General features: G+C 46.8%; 27 protein-coding genes. 12 read left to right on the top strand and 15 right to left on the bottom strand.

Annotated elements, in window-relative coordinates; genetic code table 11:
• Position 1: 1 nt before the first annotated feature.
• Both Q7P67_RS11325 and Q7P67_RS11320 read left to right on the top strand, forming a co-directional pair.
• A complete protein-coding gene (locus tag Q7P67_RS11325) occupies positions 2 to 988 on the top strand; it encodes a glycosyltransferase family 2 protein (protein ID WP_303852218.1) in 987 nt (328 codons plus the stop codon).
• Positions 985 to 2097 (top strand): hypothetical protein, encoded by a 1113-nt coding sequence (locus Q7P67_RS11320; RefSeq protein WP_303852216.1) that lies wholly within the window; start codon positions 985 to 987, stop codon positions 2095 to 2097. The genes Q7P67_RS11325 and Q7P67_RS11320 overlap by 4 nt, the downstream gene beginning before the upstream one ends.
• Positions 2098 to 2100: 3 nt before the next feature.
• Here the strand turns inward: Q7P67_RS11320 and Q7P67_RS11315 are convergent, their stop codons facing one another.
• Entirely contained in the window at positions 2101 to 3396 is a 1296-nt protein-coding gene (locus tag Q7P67_RS11315; RefSeq protein WP_303852214.1) for an exopolysaccharide biosynthesis polyprenyl glycosylphosphotransferase, read from the bottom strand.
• Between the two features lie 242 nt (positions 3397 to 3638).
• Here Q7P67_RS11315 and Q7P67_RS11310 point away from each other — a divergent pair, with 242 nt between their 5' ends.
• A complete protein-coding gene (locus Q7P67_RS11310; protein ID WP_303852212.1) occupies positions 3639 to 4586 on the top strand; it encodes a Gfo/Idh/MocA family protein in 948 nt (315 codons plus the stop codon).
• Between the two features lie 36 nt (positions 4587 to 4622).
• Here the strand turns inward: Q7P67_RS11310 and Q7P67_RS11305 are convergent, their stop codons facing one another.
• Positions 4623 to 5708 (bottom strand): DegT/DnrJ/EryC1/StrS aminotransferase family protein, encoded by a 1086-nt coding sequence (locus tag Q7P67_RS11305; protein ID WP_303852210.1) that lies wholly within the window; start codon positions 5706 to 5708, stop codon positions 4623 to 4625.
• Positions 5709 to 5892: 184 nt separating this feature from the next.
• Between Q7P67_RS11305 and gmd the strand changes: the two genes are divergently transcribed.
• Entirely contained in the window at positions 5893 to 6927 is a 1035-nt protein-coding gene (gmd, locus tag Q7P67_RS11300; protein ID WP_303852208.1) for a GDP-mannose 4,6-dehydratase, read from the top strand.
• A 21-nt stretch (positions 6928 to 6948) separates the two neighbouring features.
• The gene (locus Q7P67_RS11295) at positions 6949 to 8289 is read left to right on the top strand and encodes a mannose-1-phosphate guanylyltransferase/mannose-6-phosphate isomerase (protein ID WP_303852206.1); all 1341 of its coding nucleotides are present in this window, start codon (positions 6949 to 6951) and stop codon (positions 8287 to 8289) included.
• On the opposite strand, the gene Q7P67_RS11290 is transcribed toward Q7P67_RS11295, so the two are convergent.
• Positions 8286 to 9338, bottom strand: a complete 1053-nt coding sequence (locus tag Q7P67_RS11290; RefSeq protein ID WP_303852204.1) for an NAD-dependent epimerase — start codon at positions 9336 to 9338, stop codon at positions 8286 to 8288. The genes Q7P67_RS11295 and Q7P67_RS11290 overlap by 4 nt on opposite strands.
• A gap of 82 nt (positions 9339 to 9420) precedes the next feature.
• Between Q7P67_RS11290 and Q7P67_RS11285 the strand changes: the two genes are divergently transcribed.
• Entirely contained in the window at positions 9421 to 9771 is a 351-nt protein-coding gene (locus Q7P67_RS11285) for a VanZ family protein (protein ID WP_303852202.1), read from the top strand.
• A 14-nt stretch (positions 9772 to 9785) separates the two neighbouring features.
• Here Q7P67_RS11285 and smpB read toward each other — a convergent pair whose 3' ends face one another.
• The gene (smpB, locus tag Q7P67_RS11280; protein WP_369696028.1) at positions 9786 to 10229 is read right to left on the bottom strand and encodes an SsrA-binding protein SmpB; all 444 of its coding nucleotides are present in this window, start codon (positions 10227 to 10229) and stop codon (positions 9786 to 9788) included.
• A 98-nt stretch (positions 10230 to 10327) separates the two neighbouring features.
• Here smpB and Q7P67_RS11275 point away from each other — a divergent pair, with 98 nt between their 5' ends.
• Positions 10328 to 10744 (top strand): bacteriohemerythrin, encoded by a 417-nt coding sequence (locus Q7P67_RS11275; RefSeq protein WP_303852198.1) that lies wholly within the window; start codon positions 10328 to 10330, stop codon positions 10742 to 10744.
• A gap of 44 nt (positions 10745 to 10788) precedes the next feature.
• Here the strand turns inward: Q7P67_RS11275 and Q7P67_RS11270 are convergent, their stop codons facing one another.
• Both Q7P67_RS11270 and Q7P67_RS11265 read right to left on the bottom strand, forming a co-directional pair.
• Entirely contained in the window at positions 10789 to 11034 is a 246-nt protein-coding gene (locus tag Q7P67_RS11270; RefSeq protein ID WP_303852197.1) for a zinc ribbon domain-containing protein, read from the bottom strand.
• A 66-nt stretch (positions 11035 to 11100) separates the two neighbouring features.
• On the bottom strand, positions 11101 to 12426 hold the full coding sequence (locus tag Q7P67_RS11265; protein WP_303852196.1) for an AAA family ATPase: 1326 nt from the start codon (positions 12424 to 12426) through the stop codon (positions 11101 to 11103).
• Positions 12427 to 12609: 183 nt separating this feature from the next.
• Between Q7P67_RS11265 and Q7P67_RS11260 the strand changes: the two genes are divergently transcribed.
• The 5 genes from Q7P67_RS11260 (at position 12610) to Q7P67_RS11240 (ending at position 16551) form a co-directional block, all read left to right on the top strand.
• Positions 12610 to 12837, top strand: coding sequence for a hypothetical protein (locus Q7P67_RS11260; RefSeq protein ID WP_303852194.1), 228 nt, complete (start codon positions 12610 to 12612; stop codon positions 12835 to 12837).
• Between the two features lie 50 nt (positions 12838 to 12887).
• On the top strand, positions 12888 to 13922 hold the full coding sequence (locus tag Q7P67_RS11255; RefSeq protein WP_303852192.1) for a sensor histidine kinase: 1035 nt from the start codon (positions 12888 to 12890) through the stop codon (positions 13920 to 13922).
• 1 nt (position 13923) lies between these two features.
• Positions 13924 to 15129, top strand: coding sequence for an HDOD domain-containing protein (locus Q7P67_RS11250; RefSeq protein ID WP_303852191.1), 1206 nt, complete (start codon positions 13924 to 13926; stop codon positions 15127 to 15129).
• Between the two features lie 10 nt (positions 15130 to 15139).
• A complete protein-coding gene (locus Q7P67_RS11245; protein ID WP_303852189.1) occupies positions 15140 to 15706 on the top strand; it encodes a response regulator in 567 nt (188 codons plus the stop codon).
• A 71-nt stretch (positions 15707 to 15777) separates the two neighbouring features.
• The gene (locus Q7P67_RS11240; RefSeq protein WP_303852187.1) at positions 15778 to 16551 is read left to right on the top strand and encodes an RMD1 family protein; all 774 of its coding nucleotides are present in this window, start codon (positions 15778 to 15780) and stop codon (positions 16549 to 16551) included.
• On the opposite strand, the gene Q7P67_RS11235 is transcribed toward Q7P67_RS11240, so the two are convergent.
• The 9 genes from Q7P67_RS11235 to Q7P67_RS11195 all read right to left on the bottom strand — a co-directional run bounded on the left by Q7P67_RS11235 (position 16548) and on the right by Q7P67_RS11195 (position 23936).
• Complete coding sequence (locus Q7P67_RS11235; protein WP_303852185.1) at positions 16548 to 18098, bottom strand: DHA2 family efflux MFS transporter permease subunit; 1551 nt, start codon at positions 18096 to 18098, stop codon at positions 16548 to 16550. The genes Q7P67_RS11240 and Q7P67_RS11235 overlap by 4 nt on opposite strands.
• Position 18099: 1 nt before the next feature.
• Positions 18100 to 19167 carry an HlyD family secretion protein gene (locus tag Q7P67_RS11230; RefSeq protein WP_303852183.1) on the bottom strand — a complete coding sequence of 356 codons (1068 nt, stop codon included), beginning with the start codon at positions 19165 to 19167 and terminating at the stop codon, positions 18100 to 18102.
• On the bottom strand, positions 19168 to 20634 hold the full coding sequence (locus Q7P67_RS11225) for a TolC family protein (protein WP_303852181.1): 1467 nt from the start codon (positions 20632 to 20634) through the stop codon (positions 19168 to 19170).
• A complete protein-coding gene (locus Q7P67_RS11220) occupies positions 20631 to 21215 on the bottom strand; it encodes a TetR/AcrR family transcriptional regulator (protein ID WP_303852180.1) in 585 nt (194 codons plus the stop codon). The genes Q7P67_RS11225 and Q7P67_RS11220 overlap by 4 nt, the downstream gene beginning before the upstream one ends.
• Positions 21216 to 21326: 111 nt before the next feature.
• On the bottom strand, positions 21327 to 22136 hold the full coding sequence (locus Q7P67_RS11215; RefSeq protein ID WP_303852178.1) for a hypothetical protein: 810 nt from the start codon (positions 22134 to 22136) through the stop codon (positions 21327 to 21329).
• A 1-nt stretch (position 22137) separates the two neighbouring features.
• Entirely contained in the window at positions 22138 to 22371 is a 234-nt protein-coding gene (locus Q7P67_RS11210) for a hypothetical protein (protein ID WP_303852176.1), read from the bottom strand.
• Between the two features lie 74 nt (positions 22372 to 22445).
• Positions 22446 to 23009, bottom strand: coding sequence for a glycogen-binding domain-containing protein (locus Q7P67_RS11205; RefSeq protein ID WP_303852174.1), 564 nt, complete (start codon positions 23007 to 23009; stop codon positions 22446 to 22448).
• Positions 23002 to 23484, bottom strand: a complete 483-nt coding sequence (locus tag Q7P67_RS11200) for an RNA polymerase sigma factor (protein WP_303852172.1) — start codon at positions 23482 to 23484, stop codon at positions 23002 to 23004. The genes Q7P67_RS11205 and Q7P67_RS11200 overlap by 8 nt, the downstream gene beginning before the upstream one ends.
• A gap of 44 nt (positions 23485 to 23528) precedes the next feature.
• Positions 23529 to 23936: a hypothetical protein gene (locus Q7P67_RS11195; RefSeq protein ID WP_303852171.1), complete on the bottom strand. Its 408-nt coding sequence runs from the start codon at positions 23934 to 23936 to the stop codon at positions 23529 to 23531.
• Between the last annotated feature and the right edge of the window lie 148 nt (positions 23937 to 24084).

Raw genomic sequence — 24084 nt, 5'->3', positions numbered from 1 at the left:
TATGCAGATGTCAGTATCTATAATTATTCCTTTTTATAATGCCGCCAATTTGCTCCACTTATCAATTAATAGCTTAAAAAATCAAACATACAAAGATTTTGAAGTTATTATGGTAAACGATGGTTCAATTGATAATTCTTGCGAGATTGCAAAAGAACTTGTTGGAAATGATTCAAGATTTTCAATCATTAATCAAAAAAATGCCGGTCCTGGGGCAGCCAGAAATGCTGGTATCAAAGTTGCCAAAGGGCATTACATTGGATTTATAGATAGTGACGACTATTTTCATAGTGATTTTATAAAACTGATGGTAGAAAAAATCTTGCATGATAATGCAGATATAGTAATTTGCGAGATACAGAAAGTAGATGATAACGGCAAGGTAATAAGGCATTATCCGATTGCTTATGATAGACCCATTGGGAAGATGGAGGCATTTGCTGATATCATGCAGAGTATAAATATATCATCTATGACGCAGAATAAGTTGTTCAGAAAAGATCTTTTTCATAATGTCGAATTTCCTGTTGATATTAAAGTTAATGAAGATTCTGCAACCGTTTACAGATTAATACTTAATGCAGATATAGTCAGTTTCGTAAACATGCCTTTATTCTACTATGTTCAGCATACTGGTTCTTCTATGAACAGTTTTAATTTCTCAAAACTTTCGGATCGGTTCAAAGTCGCTGATATGATAAAGACGTATATGCTTAATAATAACTTGAGTGAATATATGTACCTTTATAACATATATTATCTTCAGAACGTAGCTTTATCCGGAGCCTTGCAAATAGCTCGGTTTTCAGATGAGTATAATAACGATATTGAGAAGTTAATTTCAAACATTGACAAAAATATTTTTTCAATTGTGAATATTATCAAATTATTAAAAAATGCTAAAAATAAAGCAATGGCTTTGATTGCCTTAAAAATTAGTAAGCGTTTATTTCGTTTCATTGCATTGTCATTAACGAGGCGAAAATGACTATAGTTTTTTACGACATTAATCTGCTCAATTTAAAAAAATATATTGGCGATATAGTATGCGGACTGATAGAGGACAAAACTGTCAGAGTTATTCTCTTGTATGATGAATTTAGTCAGGAAGGGTACGATTTTTATAAAGAAAAGAATTGTAAAATAATCAAAAACAGTGCTGTAGCATATTCATCGGTTAGAAAATTTCTGGAATCCATTAATCCTGATTTGTTTATGGTAAATGCCCAAAGGCTTAGCGACACTGCCTTCGTGGCTGTGGCGAAGACACTGGGTATCAAAACCGGTATGATACAGCATGGAATGTATATACCGTTCTTAAAACGTGAGCGCTTCTTTCTTATTAAAAAGATATTTAAAACTATTAAATACTTTCTTTATTCGCAGGTTATAGCAACAGCTATCCATAAAAATGGTTTTGATGTATTTAGTAAGTTTTTTGCAACCTTTGTTAAGGGTGAAATATACAAAAGTTCAGTGGATTTTTATGAACAAATCAACACTGATTTTGTTCTGGTATATGGTGAATACTGGAAACATTATCATAATGAGATATTCGGGTATCCTCTGGCATCACAGCACACGATAGGATATCATGAGCTGAACAGAGTTCCTGTTATCCTTGCTCAGCCGTTTCAAAAAGATGCAGTTTGCTACATAGCACAGACACTTGTAGAGGATGGACGGATCGACAGGAGAGTCATGGAATCTTTCCTCAGCAATCTTTCAGCAACAGCTGGTGACAGAATTGTCAATGTTAAGTTACATCCGAGATCAGACAACACCTTATATAAGTATCACAATTTTATTTTATCAAAACATGATATACCAAACGCAGGTATCTTTGTTGGTCACTATTCTTCCATGATAGCTCTTGTCGGGCATCTCAAACGTAAATTGGTTCTCTATGAACTTCCCGGTCATGATATCCCTGTGTATTTTAAAAAAATTGCCACAGTAGCAGACGACTACGGTTCTTTTGCAAGTGCGCTGGAAGAACCTGCCTCTGAGCTATATGATAAAAATATTTCTCATTATTTTTCAGATGGGTACAATACTGAAAAGGTCATCAATCTACTAAGACAGCAAATTAAATAGCCCTTATCTCCCTTTTCTGAAAAGCACTATTAATATCGTTCTGAGTACAATAACCATATCAAGATAAAACGAGTAATTTTTAATATAGTAAAGGTCGTATTTTAACTTCATCTTCGCATCTTCAACGCTGGCACCGTAGCCATAGTTCACCTGCGCCCAGCCTGTCAGACCTGGTTTTATCAGGTAGCGTAGCATATAATACGGTATCTCTTTTGCCAGTTCTTCATCAAATTCAGGTCTTTCCGGTCTAGGACCGATAAAACTCATGTCACCGCGCAATACATTGTACATCTGAGGGATTTCATCCACTCTGGTTTTTCTTAAAAAGTCTCCCACAGGAGTAATCCTGTTATCATCTTTTGCCGCCCATTTTGCACCGTCTTTTTCAGCATCCTGACGCATGGTGCGAAGTTTATAGATGGTAAACGGTTTTCCATTCTTACCTGAACGTATCTGGGAAAAGATGATAGGTCCTTTTGAGTCCAGCTTAATGGCAAGAGCAGCCATAATAGTCAAAGGGGATGAAAGCACAAGTCCGATAACCGCAAGGACTATGTCGGAAACACGTTTAATCCTTGTGTAATTACTCTGAAAAATATTGTCAAATCCTTTGGAAAGAATTAGCCATTCATCATTTATGTTTTCCACTGGTATTCTATTCAGATAAATTTCGCTAAAATTGGCATATGTGTGAATCAAATAACCATATATCTTTAGCTCAAGAATAATTTTCTGGTCGTCTTCGTTATAGTGAGACAATTTGCTGATAAGCACAATATTATTGTCGCTATTTTGAGATTTCAGAGTATCGCAAATTTGTTTTGCACCTGATGCTCCCTGATAAATCCAGTTTTTGAGTTGGTTTGTTTTTTCAATAATTAGGTTTTCAAGCTCTGCGCTGTGTTCGTTTTTAATGACATAAATATATCGTACAGTGTTTTTGAGCATTCTTTTAACAATAAGTAATCTAAAGAAAAAGTAGACCATAAATGCGGCATCAACCCGTAGCAGTCTGAATTTTTGGATGTTGGACTGGTCAAAGAAAGAATATTGAAGCAGAATTATAATTGTGTCATACAACAGTATAAATGTCATGCATGATAGAAAAAATTTTGTTCTTCCGCGGGTGTTGTCACTATAAAAATTCAGAATATTCAGTAAAAAAATAAAAGTAAATAATCCGATTATAAAATGAAAAGTATTATAAGTAAAAAAACTATTGAAAATTGCTATTAATATGAAAAAAATAATATCAAGTAACGGGAGGAAAAAAGAAATTTTTTGTCTGTCTGATAACATAATTTAAATTGCCCTGATTGTTTATTTTTTTACTAAGTCATACACACATGTAACTTATTTAATAATATCACTTGGCTCTCAAAAATGGTAGTAACAAAATTCCTATATGGTATAAATACCATATAAAGTTTTGTTGAACATGGTATTATTTTAGTTTACGAATGTCCATAAAGGAACAAAAGAGGTGATTTGAGGCTAAAATGGTAGTATAAGCAATTATGTAAACTGATACGGGGGAAACAATGTCCGCAAATAAAATCAAAATAGGGCTTCTGGGAATAGGCAGAATGGGGCAGAACCACCTGCGCAACATTATGCTTTTAAAGGATGCCGAGCTGGTATTCATATACGACGTTGATAAAGATGCATGCGCGAAACTCTCGGCGCAGTACGGCGTAAAAGTTTCAGAAGATCTTGATGCTGATATGAAAACAGTTGACGGTGTGGTAATAGTCACTCCGACGTTCACCCATTTCGACTACATAAAACGTGCTGCCGCGTGCGTTAAAAACATATTCGTCGAAAAACCACTGACAGACAGCGCAGAAACTGCAAAAGAGGTTGTCAGGCTGGCAGAGGAGAAGGGGCTTAACATTCAGGTTGGCTTCATCGAAAGATACAATCCTGCCGTGGCAACGCTGAAAGCTGTCATGCAGAACAGCGAAAGCGTGATATGCGCAGAGTTCAACCGCTCCAATAAGGTTGCCAGCGGACGTATAACAGACGTGGACGTTGTCATCGACCTTATGATACACGACATTGACCTTGCGCTGGGACTGAACGGCAACGCAGCGAGGGTTACAGCCCACGGGCACAGAAAGAACGGTATAATCGAGTATGCCAGAGCGCTTGCAACCCATGAAAACGGCAGAGTGTCAGATATCACTTCCAGCCGTATCACGGAGAAACGTATCCGTCAGATAAACGTGGCATGTGAAGACATGTTCATCGACTGTAACCTGCTGAATAAAGAGGTGAAGGTGCATAGACCTGCCGGGCAGGATATGCCGGGCGCGGTGCTGACTGCGAAGGACGAAGCGGTTGAGGTTAAGCTCTATGACGCTTTGCAGGCTGAGCTTTCGGACTTTGTTAAGCTTTGCAGGGGCGAAAAGACGCAGGCATCGGATGTGTATGCCGGACTTGCTTCACTTGAGATAGCAGAAGAGATAAGAAAACAGATAAAAGGCTGAAATAAAAGAGGCGGGGCTTGAGACCCCGCCTTTGTTTTATGAATTTACAGTGTCTATGACGAATTTCTGTTCTTCCTCTTTCAGGAAGGCAGACATGGGCAGTGCCATGATGTCTTTGGACACGGTTTCCGTAACTGGGAAGTCTCCCTCTTTATATCCGAGGTATTTGAATACGTTCTGCAGGTGCAGCGGGATGGGGTAGTAAACCGCAGTGGGAACGCCTGCGTCGCCGCATTTTTTTATCATCGCGTCGCGGTCTTTGACTCTGATGCAATATTGCGCCCACACGGAAACGCAGTCTTTGTCCACAAAGGGCACGACAACGTCTTTAAGTCCGTCTGCGTAGCGTTTTGCAACAGCCTGTCTGACCTCTATCTCTTCTTTGTAATATTTCAGCTTAACGTTCAGCACGCCCGCCTGAATTGCATCCAGCCTGCCGTTGATGCCGACGTGGCTGTGTACATAGCGTTCAGTCTGTCCGTGGTTGAGGAGTATGCGCATTTTTTCGTTCAGTTTGTCGCAATCGGTGAAGACTGCGCCGCCGTCGCCGTAGCAGCCGAGAGGTTTTGCGGGGAAGAAAGACGTACAGCCTATTTCGGACATTCCGGAAGAGCGTTTGCCTTTATAAAGTGCACCGAAGCTCTGTGCGCCGTCTTCGATAACGGGTATGTTGTGTTTCTTTGCGATGGCGTTTATGGCGTCCATGTCGGGTGTCTGTCCGAAGATGGACACGGGCATGATGGCTTTTGTTTTGGGGGTGATGGCAGCTTCAATTTTAGCGGGGTCAATGTTGTAGGTTCTTTCATCGATATCCACAAAAACGGGTGTCGCGCCGACGAAAGCGATCATTTCCGCTGTGGCTATGAACGTGAACGGAGACGTGATAACCTCGTCGCCCGCCTTGATATCGTATGCCATGAGCGCAAGGAGGAGTGCATCCGTTCCGCTGCTACACGCGATGGCGTGCTTAACGCCTGTGAATTCGGCGAGGTTTTTTTCCAGTTCCGCCACTTTGGGGCCGAGAATGTAAGCGGATGTGTCCAGAACCTGATGTATCTGGGTATCGATCTCATCCTTGTATTTCTTGTACTGAGCCTGCAGGTCGATAAAATTCATTTTCATTTTTTCACCTTCGATTGGTTTGAAAGCGTACTTTCATCAACAGATATACTAATACTTCTGTATGAAAAGACAACAGAAAATCCCTTTTGTTCTGTGGAGGCGATGTGTTAAAGAGCTGTTGAAAAGGCGCAGAATTTAACGTACAATCAAAGACCTGTAGTTTTTATATTATTTGTGGGGACATATGAAAAAGGCTGTTATAACCGGCATAACCGGGCAGGACGGGGCATATCTCGCGGAGCTTCTGATAAACAAGGGTTACGAGGTGTGCGGCACATACAGAAGGACATCTTCAGTGAATTTCTGGCGGCTGGAGGAGCTTGGCATACTCAGGCATCCGTCGCTGAAACTTGTGGAATACGACCTGACCGACCAGCCGAACAACATCCGTATGGTTGCTGCGGAAAAGCCGGACGAAATATATAATCTTGCCGCGCAGAGTTTTGTGGGCGTTTCTTTCGAACAGCCCGTAACAACCTCGCAGATAACCGGTATCGGAGTTTTACACCTCCTTGAGGCGGTACGCATCGTTAATCCGGAAATAAAATTTTATCAGGCATCCTCTTCAGAGATGTTCGGACTGGTTCAGGAGATACCCCAGTCAGAAAGCACACCTTTTTATCCCAGAAGCCCTTATGCGGTCGCAAAGCTGTACGCACACTGGATGACTGTGAACTACCGCGAAGCGTACGGAATTTTCGGCAGCAGTGGAATCCTGTTCAATCACGAATCCCCGCTGCGCGGTCTTGAGTTCGTCACAAGGAAAATAACCGACGCCGTTGCAAAGATCATCAGCGGAAAGACTGAATGTGTCAGCCTCGGAAATCTTGATGCGAAGCGGGACTGGGGCTATGCAAAGGACTACGTCGACGGTATGTGGCGGATGCTTCAGGCGGACAAACCGGAAACTTTCGTTCTTGCCACCAACCGTACCGTGACTGTCAGGGATTTCGTAAAGATGGCGTTTGCAGTTGTGGAGCGCGATATAGAGTTCAAAGGTACCGGAGCCGATGAGGTCGGGATAGACACAGCGACCGGAAAAACCGTTGTGCGTGTTGACCCGAAATATTACAGACCCGCAGAGGTTGAACTGCTTATCGGTAATCCTGAGAAAGCAAAAAAACTACTGGGCTGGCAGTCTTCGACAACGCTTGAAGCTCTCTGTACCATGATGGTTCATGCTGATATAAAAAGAAACGAATCAGGGTTCTGTTTCTAATAACAAGACAGAGGTAAGTTAATGATAAATCTTGTTATATGCGGTGGTTCCGGCACGAGGCTCTGGCCTTTAAGCCGCAATCTCATGCCTAAACAGTTTGCTAAACTTATTAATAATAAATCGCTTTTCCAGCTTGTCCTTGAGCGTAACAGTGCGTTCTGCAATGATTTTTATATCATATCGAACGTTGACCACTTCTTCCTTGCGCACGATCAGATGGATGCGTCCGAACTGAACAAGAGAACCATAAAGGACGCCAGATACATGCTTGAACCTGTGGGCAGAAACACTGCGCCCGCTATAGCTCTCGCCTGTCTGACCCTCAAAGAGGACGACATGGTTTTGGTATCCCCCAGCGACCATCTTATCAGAAATCACGAAGAGTATGAGAAAGCTGTCGCCCGTGCTGCGGTACTCGCGGAAGAGGGGAATATTGTTGTTTTCGGTGTGAAACCCACACATGTTGAGACTGGATATGGCTATATTGAAGCTCACAGCGAGAATGTCATAAGTTTTAAGGAGAAGCCCGACGCAAAAACGGCGGAGGACTATCTTGAAGACGGAAATTACTACTGGAACAGCGGAATGTTCTGTTTCAAGGCGGGCAGATTTCTGGAGGAGCTTCAGAAATATTCACCGGAGATATACGACGGATGCAAGGCAGCTCTTGAAAACGCCTCAAACTCACAGTATATCCGCATCGGTCTGGAGGATATGCTGAAGATCCCTGAGGACAGCATAGACTATTCCGTGATAGAGAAATGCGACTGTCTCAAAGTGGTTATAAGCGATCTCGGATGGAGCGACGTTGGCAGCTTCGACTCACTCTCGGCGGAGCTGATAAATGACGATAATAATAATCTCATCATATCAAATAAATACGTTGCCACAATTGACGTGAAGGACACCATCGTCGTCGATACGGACGACGCACTTCTTATCTGTAAAAAGGGATCCAGCCAGAAGGTTAAGGACGTTGTTCAGAAGATAAAACGGGATAAGCCGGAGCTTGCAAACATCCATATGACGGCATACCGCCCTTGGGGAACCTATACCGTCCTTGAAAACACATTCGGCTATAAGATAAAACGTATTGAGGTCAAACCCGGCAAAAAACTCAGCCTGCAAAGGCATATGCACCGCAGCGAACACTGGATTGTTGTAAGCGGAACGGCTACCGTTACCGTCGGTGACAAGACCACTATGGTGCGTCCGAATGAATCTACATATATAAAGATGGGCGAACTGCACAGACTTGCAAACGAAGGGAAAATTCCGCTCATCGTTATCGAAGCGCAGGTTGGCGAGTACACCGGAGAGGATGATATCATCCGCTCAGAGGATGATTACGACAGGGGTTAAAGCCCGTAGTATTCCCTGTACCATTTAGCAAAGCGTTCAACGCCTTCGCTCAATGGTGTTTTCGGGCTGTATCCGTGGTCGCGGACGAGGTCGTCAACGTCAGCATAGGTCTTGTGAACGTCGCCGGGCTGCATGGGCATCATATTCTTATGCGCAGTCATTCCCAGAGCTTTTTCAAGCATTTCAATCATATCCATAAGTTTTGCGGGGTTGTTGTTGCCGATGTTGTATACTTTGTACGGCACGTCGGACGAATCCGGCGACGGATTGCCGCTGTCCCATGACGGATTCGGCTTTTGGTCTGCATAGATAACCTTGCACACGCCTTCAACTATATCGTCAATATAGGTGAAGTCCCTTTCCATATCTCCGAAGTTATAGATATCGATCGGTTTTCCGGATCGCATTAATTCCGCGAATTTATACATCGCCATGTCGGGTCTGCCCCACGGACCGTAGACTGTAAAGAACCGCAGTCCCGTTGTGGGCAGGTTATAAAGGTGGCTGTAGGTGTGTGCCATAAGCTCGTTCGCTTTTTTGGTTGCAGCATAGAGACTTACTGGATGGTCAGCTCCGTGGTGCGTGGAGAAGGGCTGCGCCGTGTTCTTTCCGTAGACCGAGGAGCTTGATGCGTATATGAGATGTTGAACGCCGAAGTTGCGGCATCCTTCCAGAATGTTGATGAAACCCACAATGTTTGAGTCTATGTAGGCGTAGGGGTTTTCGATGCTGTAGCGCACGCCCGCCTGTGCGGCGAGATTGCATACCTTGTCGAATTTATGCTCTGCCATGAGTCTGTGCAGGTTTTCCCTGTCTTCAAGATTCATCTGAACAAAGCTGTAACCTTGCAGCGTTTCGGAAGGTATGAGTCTGCCGTACTGAACGTTCTCTCTGCGTATACCGTCCTGCGCCAGCCTGTCATATTTAAGACTGACCTGATAATAATCGTTTATACTGTCCAGTCCGACGACCTCATGTCCGGCGGCGATGAGCTGTTTAACTGTATAAAAACCGATAAATCCGGCAGTTCCGGTGAGCAGAATCTTCATTTCAAACCCTCTCTATATTCATAAACTGATATTATTTGATAATGCGCTTTTTGTATAGTCGTTTATGCTGTATGCTGTAAAAATGAACAGATACGGAATATTATTTTACAGCCTTCTGGCGGTGGTATCGTGGCTTGCAGTCACGCCCCTTGACGTGCCGCAGATGAACACGGACTGGGGTGATAAAATTAACCATGCGGCTGCGTTCGCCGTATTGTTTGTTGCCGGGTATAAGGCGTACCGCAGGGTGTTCACTCTTTGGGCGGGTCTCATAGCATATGGAGTGTTTATTGAGGCTGTTCAGAGCTTTCTGCCTTTTCGTTTTGCATCGGCGGAGGACGTTGTTGCGGATATCGCAGGCATAGCTCTGGGTCATTCCGCAGTGTTTCTCTTAAAAAAGAGCCGCTTAACGGCTTCCGTTTTTAAAAATTAACATAGTAACTGTAATTATTTCAGTTTCATATCCCTGCCGAGTTCTCTCTGAAGGTCGCGTTCGCGGATGGTGTTTCGTTTGTCGTGTGTTTTTTTACCTTTGGCAAGAGCTATTTCCACTTTTACCAGGCGCTTTTTCTGATAGACCGATATGGGGACGAGTGTAAGCCCCGCTTCTTTTATCCTGCCGATGAGCCTGTCGATATCTCTGCGCTTCATGAGCAGTTTGCGGCTTCTTGTGGGGTTATGGTTGAATCTGTTTGCCTGTTCATATTCGGCAACGTGAGAGTTCACAAGCCATATCTCGTTTGAAAGTATTTTAACGAAAGCCTCTTTAATACTTATCTTTCCTGCTTTGACAGATTTGACTTCTGTGCCTGCAAGAACGACACCCGTTTCGAAGGTTTCAAGTATTTCGTAATCAAAGAATGCTTTCTTGTTTTTTGCAAATGTGGACATCATTTTTCCTTAATGTACTTTATATAAGAAATTACATTTTTTGTATTGAAATGCAACCCGTTTGATGTAGAATAATCATTATTTTCACGAGGCTCAAATTGGCGGTATTTGGAGAAGAGTTCAGTACGAACATTACATTCATGGATAGCGGTACAAAGAAATTCATCTTTGAACTGAATAAACTTTCCGATGCGATGAAAAACGGCGAAGGCAGACAGTATGTTATTTTCGCCCTTGATTTTCTTGGCGAATATGCGGAAAAGCATCTTATTTCCGAAGAAAAGGTCATGATAAAATACCGCTTTCACGATATCGAAGGTCATGCGGTTCAGCATGACGAGTTCCGCATGGAGCTTTCAAAGATAACCGATGAATACGCCGCTAAGGGTGCGGATCATTCCTTTCCGCTTCTTGTGCAGAGATTCATGGGAAGCTGGCTCAGCCGCCATATTTCGCGCGCCGATAAGGTTCTCGGAGATTTTCTGACCTCTGCCGCAAAAAAAGCCAGACCCTGAAAAGATCCGGCTTTTTCCTTATTTTCATCTTTAAGTACAGTTAATTATTTCGCAGAAGGGCATCCGCAGCATCCGCCGCCCGCAGCAGGGCAGGACGGAGCAGAAGCCTGTTTGCCGTATCCTTGGGAAGCCCAGCCGCCGCCTTTCAGGTGGAAAGCTGAGGAGGATATTATTCTTCTCGCTTCTCCGTGACATTCAGGACACTCAACAGCATCGTCCGCATTGCTGAAGCTCACCAGCTTCTCTGTGACTTTACCGCATTTTGCACATGAATATTCGTATATAGGCATATTGCACCTTCAAGAGTTTATTTTTTTGAAATAATATAATTCTTAGTGAATTTTTCAATAAAAAAATCAGCTTCCGATCTCAACGTTGCGTCCGTATATCCATCCTGTTATCTCAGTTCCGCTCACAGTGACGCTTATATTAAGCCAGCCGTCGCGTTCAAGCAGAATCTGCACCTCTGTGTTGAGCGGCAGTTTTGCAAGAACGGCGGATGTTATGTCCGGTTTTTCGCGCATATTGAGTATATTCGCCTTGACTATTCCCGTTTTTGAGGCTGTCGGAACGGTTTCCGGCATCTCGCGTACAAGCGGTTGCTGGACCGGCGCCGGCGGTGTCTGTATTTGAACGGGAGGAACCTTCTCTGCAGGTTTTTCCGGTTCCGCTGGGGGAGTCTGTACGGGTTTATCCGCTGGAGTAGCCGGTGCGGCAGGAACAGCCGCGGGAGCTTTCAACGGGTGCATCATCTCCGCCTGACGTTTTCCGTAGAGAGTGCCGTAATAGAAGAGCGCGCCCGCAATAAAAATTGCGGCTATCAGCGCGAGACCTGTGTAGAGGAAGAATTTTGAGTTCATATTATCTTTTTTCCTTTCCAGTTTAAGACTTGCGGCGGCGGAATCAAGGTGTTTGCAAGAAAGCACTTTATTCTGGTCAACGTAAGCCGCCATGAGTGATCGCTCCATGGCGAGGTTTACAAGTCTCGGGTTGCCGCCTGTATATGAATACAGTTTCTTATAGAATTTCTTTTCGGGGTACTGTCCGTGGAATCCGCCCTTTGAAAGTCTGAACGCCACATATTTGGACATATCGTCGAAATTCATATAGTCGAGGCTTACATGCAGGGTTATTCTCTGGCGCAACTGCCGCAGCGAAGGTGAGTTCAGCTTTGAGTCAAGCTCCGGCTGTCCGGCAATTACAAAGCGTATCAGCTTCTCTTTCTCCGTTTCCAGATTTGACAGTATGCGCAGTTCCTCAAGTGTTCGCGCGGGGAGGTTCTGTGCTTCGTCGATTATGAGAAGCGGCTTTTTGCCCTGTCTTTTCTTTTCCGTAAGAAAGTCGCGGAATCCGGCGAAGAGGGCGTTCTTTGTCTGGTTTTCACCTATGGGGAAGCCGAAATCCTCAAGTACGGCTCGGAACATCTCCTCCGGTTCGAGGGAGGGGAACATCACATAAGCGTATTCAACCGTGTCCGGCAGTTCGTTCATGAACTTGCGCATAGTAATGGTTTTGCCAGTGCCCGGTTCTCCGGTCATAACCAGAAACCCTTCGTCTGAGTCCACAAAATATTTCAGCGACTGAAGCGCTTCCATATGGTTCGGACTGGCGAAGAAGTATTCAACATCGGGTGTTATTCTGAATGGATGTTCTTTGAACTCGAAAAACTCAGTATAGCTCATCAGCTCTTCCGCACGGTTTTGTTATCATCAAATTACCTGATATATCCGCCTTAAACAAGAACAAATTGTTCTGGCGCATCTTCCGGAGGAATAATCATATTCCTGTTTTGTCCGTATAGCAAGAGGACGCTTTCGGGAGATATCTTAAAAAAATAAACTTGACATTAAAACACATAGTTGATAATGATAATCATTATCTATCTTGAGAAAAGGGAGGCAGAAATGGATGCTGATGCTCTTATACTGATATCATTGGTTTTATCAGCGGTCATTTATATTACGTACTACCTTTTTGTAAGGCAATGCTCCTGTGGCGGAGATAACGACGAGCCCAAGGACAAACAGAGCATCGAACATATCTGCTGCGGAAAATGCCACGAACATTCCGAATCTCAGAAAACCTTTTACTGATATGGCTTAATTCGCTGGATATGCTATAATTGTCAGACAGGAGCGAAGCAATGTCTGACATGGCTAAGTTTATAAGTATGCTTGAATCCGGACCGGAATCTCCTGCAGATTTCACGTCCTATGCAGAATCGCTTATTAATCAGTACGTCAATCCTGAAAATATGCACGCCGCACAATCTGTCGCCGCTGCATATGCTGAGCTGAGAAAGGGACGGCGGAGCATATGTATCATGGAGGAGCTTCTTCGTGATGCGGAGAGCAGAAGCTGCGAAAACGTCTATGCCTCCCGTTCCGTCATGATACGTCAGGAAAAGCTGGCAGCTCTTGGTCAGCTTGCTTCCGGCATAGCCCATGAGCTTAACAACCCGATAGGCTTTGTTGCAGGGAACTTCGAAGCGCTCAGAACATACAGCATCTCTGTCTGGAACTATATTGAAGCGTTGGAAAACGCTGCCGACGAAATGATGAAACAGAAGATAGCAGAGCTGAAATCAAAATATAAAATCAATTATATCATTAATGATACAAAAGATATATTCGTGGAATCCGCCGACGGTTTCAAACGTGTCTCGGAAATAGTTAACAATCTGCTTGCCTTTGCGCGGGTGGACGGCGGAAATTTTAAACTGACCAGTCTCAACTCAAGTGTACAGACAACGGCAGCCATAGTTTCGTCACAGGCGAAATTTGTTGCCGCCATAGAGCTTAATCTAGGTGATCTTCCGGATTTCGAGTTTAACCCCGGAGAGATGAATCAGGTGCTTCTTAACCTGTTTCTTAATTCCGTGCAGGCGATCAAAGGTCAGAAGAGGGACTCGGAAGGGCATATTACCGTTAAAACGTGGACTGAGGAAGGGATGGCAGTCTGTTCCGTTACAGATGACGGTCCCGGTATTCCGCAGGAAAACATGCAGAGGGTGTTTGATCCCTTCTTCACCACAAAGCCTGTTGGTGAGGGCACTGGACTGGGGCTTAATATTTCCTACGACGTTGTCGTACACAGGCACAGAGGTTCTTTTGATGTGGAGAGCGAGCCGGGTAAAACTGTTTTCACCTTCAGGCTCCCGCTTTTCAGAGAGGTGTGATATGCAGACGCAGGGGACTATACTTATCGTTGACGATGAACCTAACGTTCTTTCTTCTCTCAGAAGGCTTTTTGTCAGTCACGATGTCAACGTGCTGACAGCGGGCAGCGCGCATGAGGCAATGGCTCTTCTGGCGGAGAACAGCGTTGATTTTTTTCTCTGCGATTACAGAATGCCGGATGTGAACGGAATTCAACTGCTTGAAGCTGTCAAGGACAGGTACCCCGATATGTTCCGCGCAGTCATAAGCGGTTATGCGGAACCGGATGCCATGACCTATGCCATCGGCAAGGGAACGTCTATGGCATATTTTAAGAAACCGTGGACGGACTATGACATAGCCGGAAAGGTTCTGCACATAATATCGACTATGAAACAGGTCAAAGATAAGGAACTTAACTACATCTTCAGCAGCATAGACAAGCTGCCCAGCATCCCGAAAATATATTATGAACTGGACGACGCTGTTAACAGCGGTGAGTCCATAGAGCGTATAGCTTCCATTTTTAAAAAAGACGCATCCCTTACGGCGAAGATACTTCAGATAGGCAACTCTGTATTTTACAGCGGAAAGGGCAGCGCCACACTTGAGCAGGCGATACTCATGATAGGTCTGACCACCGTGAAAGAGATAGTCCTGATGTATAAACTTACCGAGGGGCTGGGTGCAGGACCGCGCATTGAGAAGGAGCTTGAGCGGATATTTTCCCACGGGCTTATACTGAACAAGGCTGTGGAGCACTGCCTTGTGCACAGCGGGCAGAAATACAACAAAAACATTTCCAATACGCTGGGGGTGCTCTCCTGTGTGGGCAAGGTGATACTGTTAAGCTATCATCCGGACAGATATTACGGAACCACGGCGTTTTCCGAAGGATGCGGATGCAGTTTTGAAGAGTCGGAAAAAGAGATGGGATACGTTAATAACAACAGTTCCGCCATAACATGCAGTTTTCTTGATCTTTACAACATTCCGTTCGAGATACTGGAAATTCTGCTTTATGTTGGCAGACCGGAAATGGTTTCGGATGAAAATCGGGTTATATCAGCCGTATATTCGGCAATGGTGCGGATACTTGGCGCTATTGAGAACGGAGGTGATGTGGACGATATAATTATTGAGCAGTGCTGCTATGGCATTTTAAATGCAGTAAAACTCAGGAATACTGTGCACATCATCACCGATGTCTGGAACATAGGGAAATGAGGGAGGCGCAATGTTTAAGCTGTCTTATGTTGAACTTGTTACAGGAATCAAGGCGGCAAAGCTGAGAGAGCTTATCTCTCTTGGTATTCTGACCGCAGAGGACAGGGACGGGGTTACATATATATCCGCCGCAGGTATAGAGAGCTATCTCATGTCGGAAGGAAGGTTTGTGCCCGACGTTTTTAAAACAAGCGGCATAAAGGTTCTGATTGTTGACGACGAACCGAATATGCTCAACTCCCTTAAAAGGCTCTTCCAGCGTTTTCCCCAGATAACGGTGAACACGGCGGCGAACGCCTTTGAAATGGGGCACAGTCTGAAAATACTTGTTCCTGATATAATAATCCTTGATTACAGTATGCCGGGTATGAACGGGCTTGAAATATTACAGAGTCTCAACGGCGAAGGGTATCTGGAAAAGGTGCGCGTCATCGTTTATACGGCGCGTCTGCCCGAAGAACTGGAACCTGTCGTAGCACAGTTCAGCAACGTTCAGGTGCTGGCGAAGAGTGCGGATTTCAAGGAACTGCTTATAACCGTTGAAAAGATGCTGAATAAAACACGGGAAACAGCCTGACAAAAATTTAATAATTTTTTCCTGTAAAAGCAGTATATTGTATCAGAGATACGATATACAAGGAAGCGCGTATGAGCCTTACAATGATAGCAACCTCCCTGTGCGAAAAGATAAAGACCAAAGGAATAGAGCTGGGCGAGCGCACCAGTCACCTGCCGCTTTCGTTCCGGCTGGGCGAAAACCAGTGGGTTGTGGTGTTCCGTTTCGGGGTCGTGGCAACCGTCGGGCTGAACGACCGAGAACGGCAGGATGTTTTCAGCGAACTTAAACCGTTTATGGATAACCCACATGCCGTGCAGAAGAGTGAAGATATCTCAATTGAGGTAGGCGGAGGAACCGACGAGGTCGGCATCGAGCAGGCGCGCATACAGTCGCTCACCCGCGAGCACGTTCTGGTGATGGCGGATATACTGGCAAAGAGCGTAATGCTGGAAAGATACGAATCTGTAATGTCCGAGGTTTTCAGCGAAACCGAGCCTGTTGCTGAGAAACTTATGACCGGTTCACATGGCAAGGTAAATTCTGCAGCACTGAAAAAGACTATCGGTGCAACCCTTATGGCGCAGCAGAACATGATAGGGCGGGTTGAGGTGCACGAGAAACCGGAAGTGCTCTGGGAACATCCCGAGCTTGAAAAATTCTATGCCCGTCTTGAGGATGAATACGAGATTAAAGAGCGTAACGACGCGCTGGAAAAGAAGCTGAGGCTGATAAACACCACCGCCGAAACGCAGCTTGGGCTGCTGCATAACAGCCATTCGCTGCGTGTTGAGTGGTATATAGTCATATTGATAGTTTTCGAAATACTGCTCACCCTTTACGAGATGTTTTTAAAGCAGCATTAATCCGCGTGCACCTGACCGGACGCGGAAGGTTTCTTCTCGTCTTTAAGCAGAAGCACCAGCGGCAGGCTGACGAGAAACAGCAGCGCAACCAGCAGAAAAACGTGGTTGAACGCCATCATGGCACCCTGTTTCGTCACAAGCCCGTTAACCGCCTGCATACTCATCATTGAAGCCCTGTCCGCATCATATCCCGCGGAGAAATACATGCCGCCAAGCCCGGAAAGAAGGTTCTGAGCCGCGTCGTTCACTGCGGTTATCTTTTCCACAAGAAAGCTGTGGTAAACTGTCTCGTAGCGGGTGAGAAAAGTTGCGGAGAGCGCGATGCCCACCGAACCGAAGACCTGACGTACGACGTTGTAGAGTCCCGAAGCATCGGTCATTTTCGATTTATCTATTGTGGAGAGGGTCACCGTTGACAGCGCAACGAATATCGCGCCGAACCCGAACCCCTGCCACACCTGAGGAAAGAATATGTCCCAGTAGCCAACGTCCAGCGAAAGGGTGGAAAGCTCCCAAAAACTGAACGCATTTATGGCAAGCCCCGCTGCTATAAGAACCCGCGCACCAAGTATGGTATAAAGCCTTCCTACTATTGGCATAAAGAACGCCATGGCAACACTTCGCGGCATCATGGCAAGCCCTGAGTCGAACGCGGGATATCCGAGAAGCTGCTGCAAAAACAGCGGCAAAAGGAACAGCGACGCGAAAAGGCTTATGCCGAGCACCCCGCCGAGGAAGGTTCCCGTACAGAAGGTTCTGTCTTTCAGAAGCCGCAGATCCACCGCGGGTTTTTCCGCCGTGAGCTCACGCCATATGAACAGCGCCATCCCGACGACGGCGGTCACAGACAGAATCCTGATATAATCGGATGCGAACCAGTCCTTTGTCTGTCCCTCCTCAAGCATAAGCTGGAGCGAACCGAGACCGACAACCATGAAGAGAAGTCCCGCCATGTCCCATCTCTCTTTCTTACGCTGGAGATAGGGAGGGTCTTCGACATATTTCATTGTCAGCATTATGTTTATTATACCGACAGGGAGGTTTATGAAGAATATCCACGGCCATGCGAAATGGTCTGTGAGCCACCCGCCCAGTGTGGGACCGAAAGCCGGACCCATGACCACGCCGAGACCGAATATGCCCATGGCAAGCCCCTGTTTCTCCGGAGGATAGTTCTCACGCAGTATCGCCTGTGAAACGGGGATAAGTGCACCGCCGCCGAGACCCTGTAAAACCCTGAAAAATATCATGGAGTTAAGATCCCACGCGATACCGCACAGCATGGACGTAATGGTGAACACCACCACGCTGACCAGATAGAAATTTTTCCGCCCGTATCTGGCGCTCAGAAGCCCTATTATGGGCATGATTATAACGTTGGCAAGGATATAGGAGGTTGAAACCCACGCTATCTCCTCAACGGATGCGCCCAGATTGCCGCGCATATAGGGCAGGGCGACGTTAACTATGCTTGTATCCAGTGCGCTGATGATAGCTCCGGTCATAACCGTTATGGTTATCATTAGCCTGTTGTTTGACTGTGCCATATTATTTTATTTTTACGCTGGGTTCCACGGACAGACCGGGGACAAGGAGTCCCGCGTCACCGTCTATGAGTATTTTGACGGGAACGCGCTGAACGACTTTAACGAAGTTGCCCGTTGCGTTCTCCGCCGGAAGCAGGCTGAATGCCGAACCTGTGCCGGGCTGGATGCTGTCCACATGCCCCTCGATCTTCATGTCCGGATATGCGTCAGCCTTTATCTCAACCTTCTGACCCACGCGGATATGGTTTAGCTGTGTTTCTTTGAAGTTCGCCTCAATCCAGAGCTTTTCAGAACCCACAAGTGAAATGACTGTCTGACCGGGCTGGACGAATCTGCCGACCTTAACGTTGTTCTGTCCTATGTGTCCGCTGCGGGGTGCGCGGATTACGGTGCGCTCAAGGTCAAGCTCCGCCGCCTTCACAGCCTGCATTGCGGATGCGGCTTTAAATTCCGCAGCTTTCCTGTTCGCCTGTATGGTGGCGAGGTTTGCCAGCGCTATCTTAACGGATGCGTCTGCCGCGGCAGACTGAGCCGCAGTTTCGTCTGCTTTCGCATTAACGCTGTCGTATGAGTTCTTTGACACGAGGTTTTCTGATACCAGGCGGGCATAGCGCTGCTGTTCCTTGTCGGCGAAGTTTCTTTCGGACTGCGCCTTGTTGCGGAGTGCCTGAGCCTGATTGATGTTCTCCTGCGCCTGTGCCGCGGATGCGTCTATGGCGGCTATCTGCGCCTGAGCCGCTGCAAGTTCTTCGCGGCTTTTGGCAAGGGCTATGGAGTAGTCGTCACTCTCTATCTCAAAGAGGATGTCCCCCTTTTTCACCTGCATGTTGTCTTCGATGTAAACTTTTGATATTTTTCCTTTTATCTGAGGTGAGACGGGCACCATATCGCCCTTTACGAAGGCGTTGTCGGTGGTCTCGTGGTGCATCGCGTACACGAGTTTAGGTGTGTAATGTATCAGAAGCAGTACCGCGATTACGGTTAACGCGGCATAGAGAATGGTCTTTTTCTTTTTTGCAGGTTTCTGTGCCTGCTGTTCGAGTTTTTTAGAGTATTCTTCGGCGTTCATCTATTCCCCCGTTTTGAAACCGAAACGGTCAAGGCTCGTTCCGGCTGATCTGTAAAGTTCGGCTTCGCCCTTTCTGTAGTCATAAAGGGCGTTTACGGCGCGTATTCTGGCATCGGTGAGGTCTTCCTGAAATTTCAGGACGCGGAAGGTGTCCGAAAGCCCTTCGCCGAGTTTTTTCATCTCCTGCGTAAGGGTCACGTCGGCAAGCCGTACGAAATCCTGTGCAATGTCGTATCTGTCGTGCCCGCTCTTCATAGCTGTCGAGGCGGTGCGTATCTGTGCTCTGGTGTCCTGCTCCAGCTTTTTCAGCGTGTATACCGCGCGCATCTTCTCTGCGGCTGCTGACGCTGTGCGGGCTTTTGCACCCCTTGCTCCCAGCGGGTATGACACACTCAGTCCGAGCTGCCATTCGAAACCGTCCCCTTCTGTCATATCGGACAGCGAATCATGATAGGTGCCGTCAAAATGGTTCGAAGCCGTCGGGTTGCCGGAAAGCCCTATGACTCCAAGGGCAGCCGTTGCATCCAGTTCGGGAAGTTCCTGATTTTTGAGATATTTTATGGTGATGTCCCTTTTTTCAAGCTCTGTGCGCTGCTTCTCTATTTCGGGGCTGACAGTGAGGGCGGTTTTATAGAATCCATCCTCGTCGGGGTTTATAAATGTCGGTCGGATATCCTCTGTCTGACCGTTAAGAGGAGCGTTGATGAGGTTTTCGAGGGCTATCTCAGCCGTTTTCACAGCAGACTGAGCGTTGACCGTCTGTTCGCGTCTTCCTGCAAGTGCCGTTTCCGCCTCCTGCACCTCGGTTATGGGAATTATCCCTGCGTTGAAGCGTTTTCTGTCTGAATCCAGAAGGTTTTTCGCCAGTTCTTCCGATTTTTTCGACAGCGTAAGAACGTCCTGTGCACGCACGAGGGCGTAGTAAGCTGTTTCAATCTGCGCGGCGGTTTCTGTCATTCTGGCGTAGAGGTCAAACTGTGCCTGTTTGAATGAAAGCTCGGCGTTTTTCAGCCCTGTGGCGTTGATATCCCTGCCGTAGTTTTTTAGGAGCGGCTGGGTTATGTTCATTAAAAAAACTGTTCTGTACTGAGGGTCAAGCTCCTCGTAAGGATCGTTAGTGCCGAGTTTCGATGTTTCAAGGGAGAATTTTCCGGTCATACCGCTTCTGTGGAGTTTTTCCAGCTCGGCGGCGGCAGTGAGGTTCCTCTGTTTAAGATAGTCCATGTTATAGGGGGCGTATGATGTGGGCGTATTAGAACCGCCCGCTGACACGGAAGCGCCAGCAACGGGATCGAACTTCGCATCCTCAGCGGTCACGTTGCCATGCACCGCGTCTGCGGCGCTCTTCTGGATCATGACGGAGTAGCTGTTTTGAAGCCCTGTGGCGATGGCATCCCGCAGGGTGAGGGTTCCGGCGAAGCACAGTGCCGGAAATGCAAATAGCATGAATAAAATAAAACGTATCATTCTATACCTCTGTTTTTGAGCGCAGACATGCAGAAATCGCATGTTGTTTTCTCTGCGTCGTCAAACTCTGTCACTGAAAGGTGGGTCATTCTGGCTGTTCCAAGGAGCATCGCCTTAATCAGCTTCGCATCGTTCACAGGATCCGCGTCGGGGCGGACGGAGCCGTCGGCTATGCCCCTTTCTATTGCATCCCTGATGATGGCTATGCTTCTGTCGGTGTTTCTGCGCATTGTGTCGCGGCGGGTGTCGTCGAATACTATCTGAGCCGGCATGTCCCTGTGACACACGGTAAATTCCGAGCGATAGTCCCTTGCGAAGGCAAAATGCATCCGCAGAATCTTTTCAACTGCGCCAAGTCCCGTTCCGGCAGATCCTGCGGTCTGCGCCATGGCTTCGAGGTACTCGTTGATAAGGCTGACGTATATCTCCTTGAGTATCCCCTCTTTGGTGGCGAAATGGTAAAAGATTGTTCCTGTTGCGGTTTCAGCCGCCTCGGCTATCTCCTGCGTACTGGTTTCGATGAACCCCTTTTCCGCAAAGAGTCTTGCCGCTTCGCGCAGAATCTTTTGTCTTTTGGTCAAAATGCACCCCACTGACTGAGTAGTCAGTCAGTATATTCTATAATAGAATTAGCGCAATAGATATTTTGAATGGAAACAAAAAAGGGCACGCTTCTGCGTACCCCTTATGTATTATTTGGATTTGCCGCCATGCCCGCCGCTGCCGCCATGCCCGCCGCCGCCGTGCCCGCCTCCGGAACCCCCTCCGGAGCTTCCGCCGGATCCGTGACCTTCACTTCCGCCATGTCCGCCCGACGACCCCATGGACGATGCGGAGTTACCGTGTTCAATGTGGCTGTGCATGGTTTCCGCCATGCTCTGAGCGTTTGTGCCTGCGTTCTTCATAAAGTGATGTCTGTATTCTGTTATCTCTTCCGCGGATAGTTTATTCAGCGATTCGTCGGCAATGCCCGCCGCGCTTGTTTCCTTGACGCCGTATCTCAGCATGTCTCTGTAGAAAGCCATCACTGCCACGGCGTATTTTTCTCTGTCCTGCTGCATGGAGGCAAGCCTTTTTGCCGTTTTTGCCATGGAGGCTTCGTTTGCCCCCGCAGCCAGCGCATCCGCTGCGATATCCGCAGTGTTTTCAGCCTGTTTTCCTTTCAGCCCCGCCTGTTTAGCAACAGCGTATGCCGTTTCGTATCTGGCCTTAACTTTCAGGGCTGCGTTTGCCACCGCCTGCTGCTGAACCCTTTTGGCAATTCCCTCCAGAACCTTTTCGCTGACCCGTGTTGCGGACATGCCTATCTGTGCGTTCAGCGCGTTTTCAATGGCGCTCACGGCTTCGCTGACGTATCCCGCAGTTCTGGTACGCTCTGTGAGTTTCGCAGCGAGTGACTTTTCCACGCCGTTCTTTTCAGCCGTCCGTCCAAGATTATCGTATATATCAGCCAAAGCCGGAACGGCTGTCAGCAGCAAAATCAGCAATGCAAAAAACCTCATCTCAGTCCTCCTGGTACACGCAGACGGTGCCGCCGAAATCGTCCTGCTGTTTCATCTCGCATTCGGGCAGGTATATTTCGCCGTCTTTTTCGAGGTAATAGGTAAACTCCCTGCTTTCAGGTATAGTTACCGTCCATATTTTTCCCTGTTTCACCGCTTCGTTTTTCGTAAATCCGTCCGAGGACGAATAGAAAGCTACGCTATTCGCGTCTTTAACACGGAAATATCCTTTCATTACAGAATTTTCCGTTTTAAATTCCACTGCCGCGCAGCCTGCAAGAAAAGTCAGAAGCAGTGCCGTTAATATCCTCAGATATCGCTCCCGATGGTTATTACGGAGTTTTCCCCGCCGAAGTCGTCCACCTGTTTTGCAGGTGATGCAGGATCGGCTATTTTTATCTTTCCGTCAAGTATATAGGTGTATGTATATTCACCTTTTTCAAGTGGTACGCTCACCTGCCAGTATCCGTTGCCCACAGGTTTCATGTCTATGCTCTGCCAGTCGGAGAAACTGCCCGCCAGTGCGACGTGTCCGGCATCAGGCATGTGCACGACGAATCTGTATTCTCCCTTATGCTGTTCCGGCATAGGGGCAAACATAAACACTTTTAAAGCGACAATCAGAGATGCCGCCAGTGCCGCAAAAGACATCACGGAAGCGGGGGTGAAAATCTGTCTGCGCTCCGCCTTTATCTCAGGAACAGGCGGTGCCTGAGGCGTCATTCCCGCCATAAGCATCTCCGTGTCCAGCATTGAGAGTGTTTCTGTGCAGAAAAAGTCGTCCCTGTTTATCTCTTTGACGAACTCCGCTTTTTCCTCAAGACTCAGTTCGTCGTCAATGTACTGGCTGATAAGAATATCTCTGTTATCCATCTGAAACCTCCAGTAAAGCCCTCAGTCTTTGTCTGGCTCTGTGTATCTTTACTTTCACATTGGCAACGGAAAGTCCCGCCGCCTGTGCTATCTCTTCGTATTTAAGCCCTTCCGCACCTGCCATGGCGAGCAGGCTTCGTTCGTCCTGCGGCAGCTTGTCCATGGCTGTTTTAAGTCTGTCCTGCGCCTGTCTGCATATAAGTATGCTTTCAGGGCTTTTTTCGTCTGCGGGTTCATATCCTTCCGGCATATCGGAAAATCTGTTTTTCCGCCGTCCGTCCAGAAAGATGTTCTTTGCCACAGTGTATAACAATGCCGGATTTTGCTGATCAGGATAGGTTTGCGCATATCTGATAAAGGTATCCTGAAAAACGTCCTCAGCTTCGTGAGTGTTTCCCGAAAGTCTTATCAGATAGGCAAAAAGTTTCTGCCTGTTCTGCTCAAAAAAAGCCGTCAGTGCTGTGTTGTGTTTCATATGTCTCTATTATAGCGGGGGCTTAAGCCCCCGCCAAATGTTTCTTACATTGAGAATGAGGGATCTGTTTCAGTTGTTGTATCTGTAGTAGTGTCAGTCGTAGTGTCAGTCGTAGTGTCAGTTGCGGGGTGGTTCACGTCATAGTTGTATTTGTTGCCCATTCCTGTTCCGTCTGCGGGGTGTGAACCTGTGCCGTCGCCGTGCCCGCCAGCCTGTGAACCGTGACCGCCGGATGCTCCTGCTCCGGATGAGGAACCTGTTCCGCCGGAGGAAGAACCGCCTGAAGAAGAACCACCTGAAGAAGAACCACTTGAAGATGATCCGCCTGAAGAAGACGAACTGCCGTGACCGTGACCGCCTCCGTGTCCTCCCATGCTGCCTTTGCCTGCAAAAGCCTGTCCTGCTGCCATAACCATTATAGCCACTGTTAAAACTGAAATAACTTTTCTCATTTTGTGTCTCCTTGTTACTATAGGGTGTTTGTACTTACATAACGAATGGCATGAATAAAGGTTACAGATAAGTTACGAAAAAAATGACGTCCGTGTCATTTTTTTCCAACGCTCGCCCGGCATAAAGCCGTATCTCGCTCACACTCCG

Source organism: Seleniivibrio woodruffii (assembly GCF_029267515.1).
GTDB lineage: Bacteria > Chrysiogenota > Deferribacteres > Deferribacterales > Geovibrionaceae > Seleniivibrio > Seleniivibrio woodruffii_A.
The sequence above is the reverse complement of the archived record's forward strand: the minus strand, read 5'-3'. Positions and strand labels throughout refer to the sequence as shown.

Bases quoted from the DNA above. Each gene is read 5' to 3' on its own strand.
- Q7P67_RS11325 (WP_303852218.1), top strand. From the start codon at position 2: ATGCAGATGTCAGTATCTATAATTATTCCTTTTTATAATGCCGCCAAT.
- Q7P67_RS11320 (WP_303852216.1), top strand. From the start codon at position 985: ATGACTATAGTTTTTTACGACATTAATCTGCTCAATTTAAAAAAATAT.
- Q7P67_RS11315 (WP_303852214.1), bottom strand. From the start codon at position 3,396: ATGTTATCAGACAGACAAAAAATTTCTTTTTTCCTCCCGTTACTTGAT.
- Q7P67_RS11310 (WP_303852212.1), top strand. From the start codon at position 3,639: ATGTCCGCAAATAAAATCAAAATAGGGCTTCTGGGAATAGGCAGAATG.
- Q7P67_RS11305 (WP_303852210.1), bottom strand. From the start codon at position 5,708: ATGAAAATGAATTTTATCGACCTGCAGGCTCAGTACAAGAAATACAAG.
- gmd (WP_303852208.1), top strand. From the start codon at position 5,893: ATGAAAAAGGCTGTTATAACCGGCATAACCGGGCAGGACGGGGCATAT.
- Q7P67_RS11295 (WP_303852206.1), top strand. From the start codon at position 6,949: ATGATAAATCTTGTTATATGCGGTGGTTCCGGCACGAGGCTCTGGCCT.
- Q7P67_RS11290 (WP_303852204.1), bottom strand. From the start codon at position 9,338: ATGAAGATTCTGCTCACCGGAACTGCCGGATTTATCGGTTTTTATACA.
- Q7P67_RS11285 (WP_303852202.1), top strand. From the start codon at position 9,421: ATGAACAGATACGGAATATTATTTTACAGCCTTCTGGCGGTGGTATCG.
- smpB (WP_369696028.1), bottom strand. From the start codon at position 10,229: ATGTCCACATTTGCAAAAAACAAGAAAGCATTCTTTGATTACGAAATA.
- Q7P67_RS11270 (WP_303852197.1), bottom strand. From the start codon at position 11,034: ATGCCTATATACGAATATTCATGTGCAAAATGCGGTAAAGTCACAGAG.
- Q7P67_RS11265 (WP_303852196.1), bottom strand. From the start codon at position 12,426: ATGAGCTATACTGAGTTTTTCGAGTTCAAAGAACATCCATTCAGAATA.
- Q7P67_RS11260 (WP_303852194.1), top strand. From the start codon at position 12,610: ATGATAATCATTATCTATCTTGAGAAAAGGGAGGCAGAAATGGATGCT.
- Q7P67_RS11255 (WP_303852192.1), top strand. From the start codon at position 12,888: ATGTCTGACATGGCTAAGTTTATAAGTATGCTTGAATCCGGACCGGAA.
- Q7P67_RS11250 (WP_303852191.1), top strand. From the start codon at position 13,924: ATGCAGACGCAGGGGACTATACTTATCGTTGACGATGAACCTAACGTT.
- Q7P67_RS11245 (WP_303852189.1), top strand. From the start codon at position 15,140: ATGTTTAAGCTGTCTTATGTTGAACTTGTTACAGGAATCAAGGCGGCA.
- Q7P67_RS11240 (WP_303852187.1), top strand. From the start codon at position 15,778: ATGAGCCTTACAATGATAGCAACCTCCCTGTGCGAAAAGATAAAGACC.
- Q7P67_RS11235 (WP_303852185.1), bottom strand. From the start codon at position 18,098: ATGGCACAGTCAAACAACAGGCTAATGATAACCATAACGGTTATGACC.
- Q7P67_RS11230 (WP_303852183.1), bottom strand. From the start codon at position 19,167: ATGAACGCCGAAGAATACTCTAAAAAACTCGAACAGCAGGCACAGAAA.
- Q7P67_RS11225 (WP_303852181.1), bottom strand. From the start codon at position 20,634: ATGATACGTTTTATTTTATTCATGCTATTTGCATTTCCGGCACTGTGC.
- Q7P67_RS11215 (WP_303852178.1), bottom strand. From the start codon at position 22,136: ATGAGGTTTTTTGCATTGCTGATTTTGCTGCTGACAGCCGTTCCGGCT.
- Q7P67_RS11210 (WP_303852176.1), bottom strand. From the start codon at position 22,371: ATGAAAGGATATTTCCGTGTTAAAGACGCGAATAGCGTAGCTTTCTAT.
- Q7P67_RS11205 (WP_303852174.1), bottom strand. From the start codon at position 23,009: ATGGATAACAGAGATATTCTTATCAGCCAGTACATTGACGACGAACTG.
- Q7P67_RS11200 (WP_303852172.1), bottom strand. From the start codon at position 23,484: ATGAAACACAACACAGCACTGACGGCTTTTTTTGAGCAGAACAGGCAG.
- Q7P67_RS11195 (WP_303852171.1), bottom strand. From the start codon at position 23,936: ATGAGAAAAGTTATTTCAGTTTTAACAGTGGCTATAATGGTTATGGCA.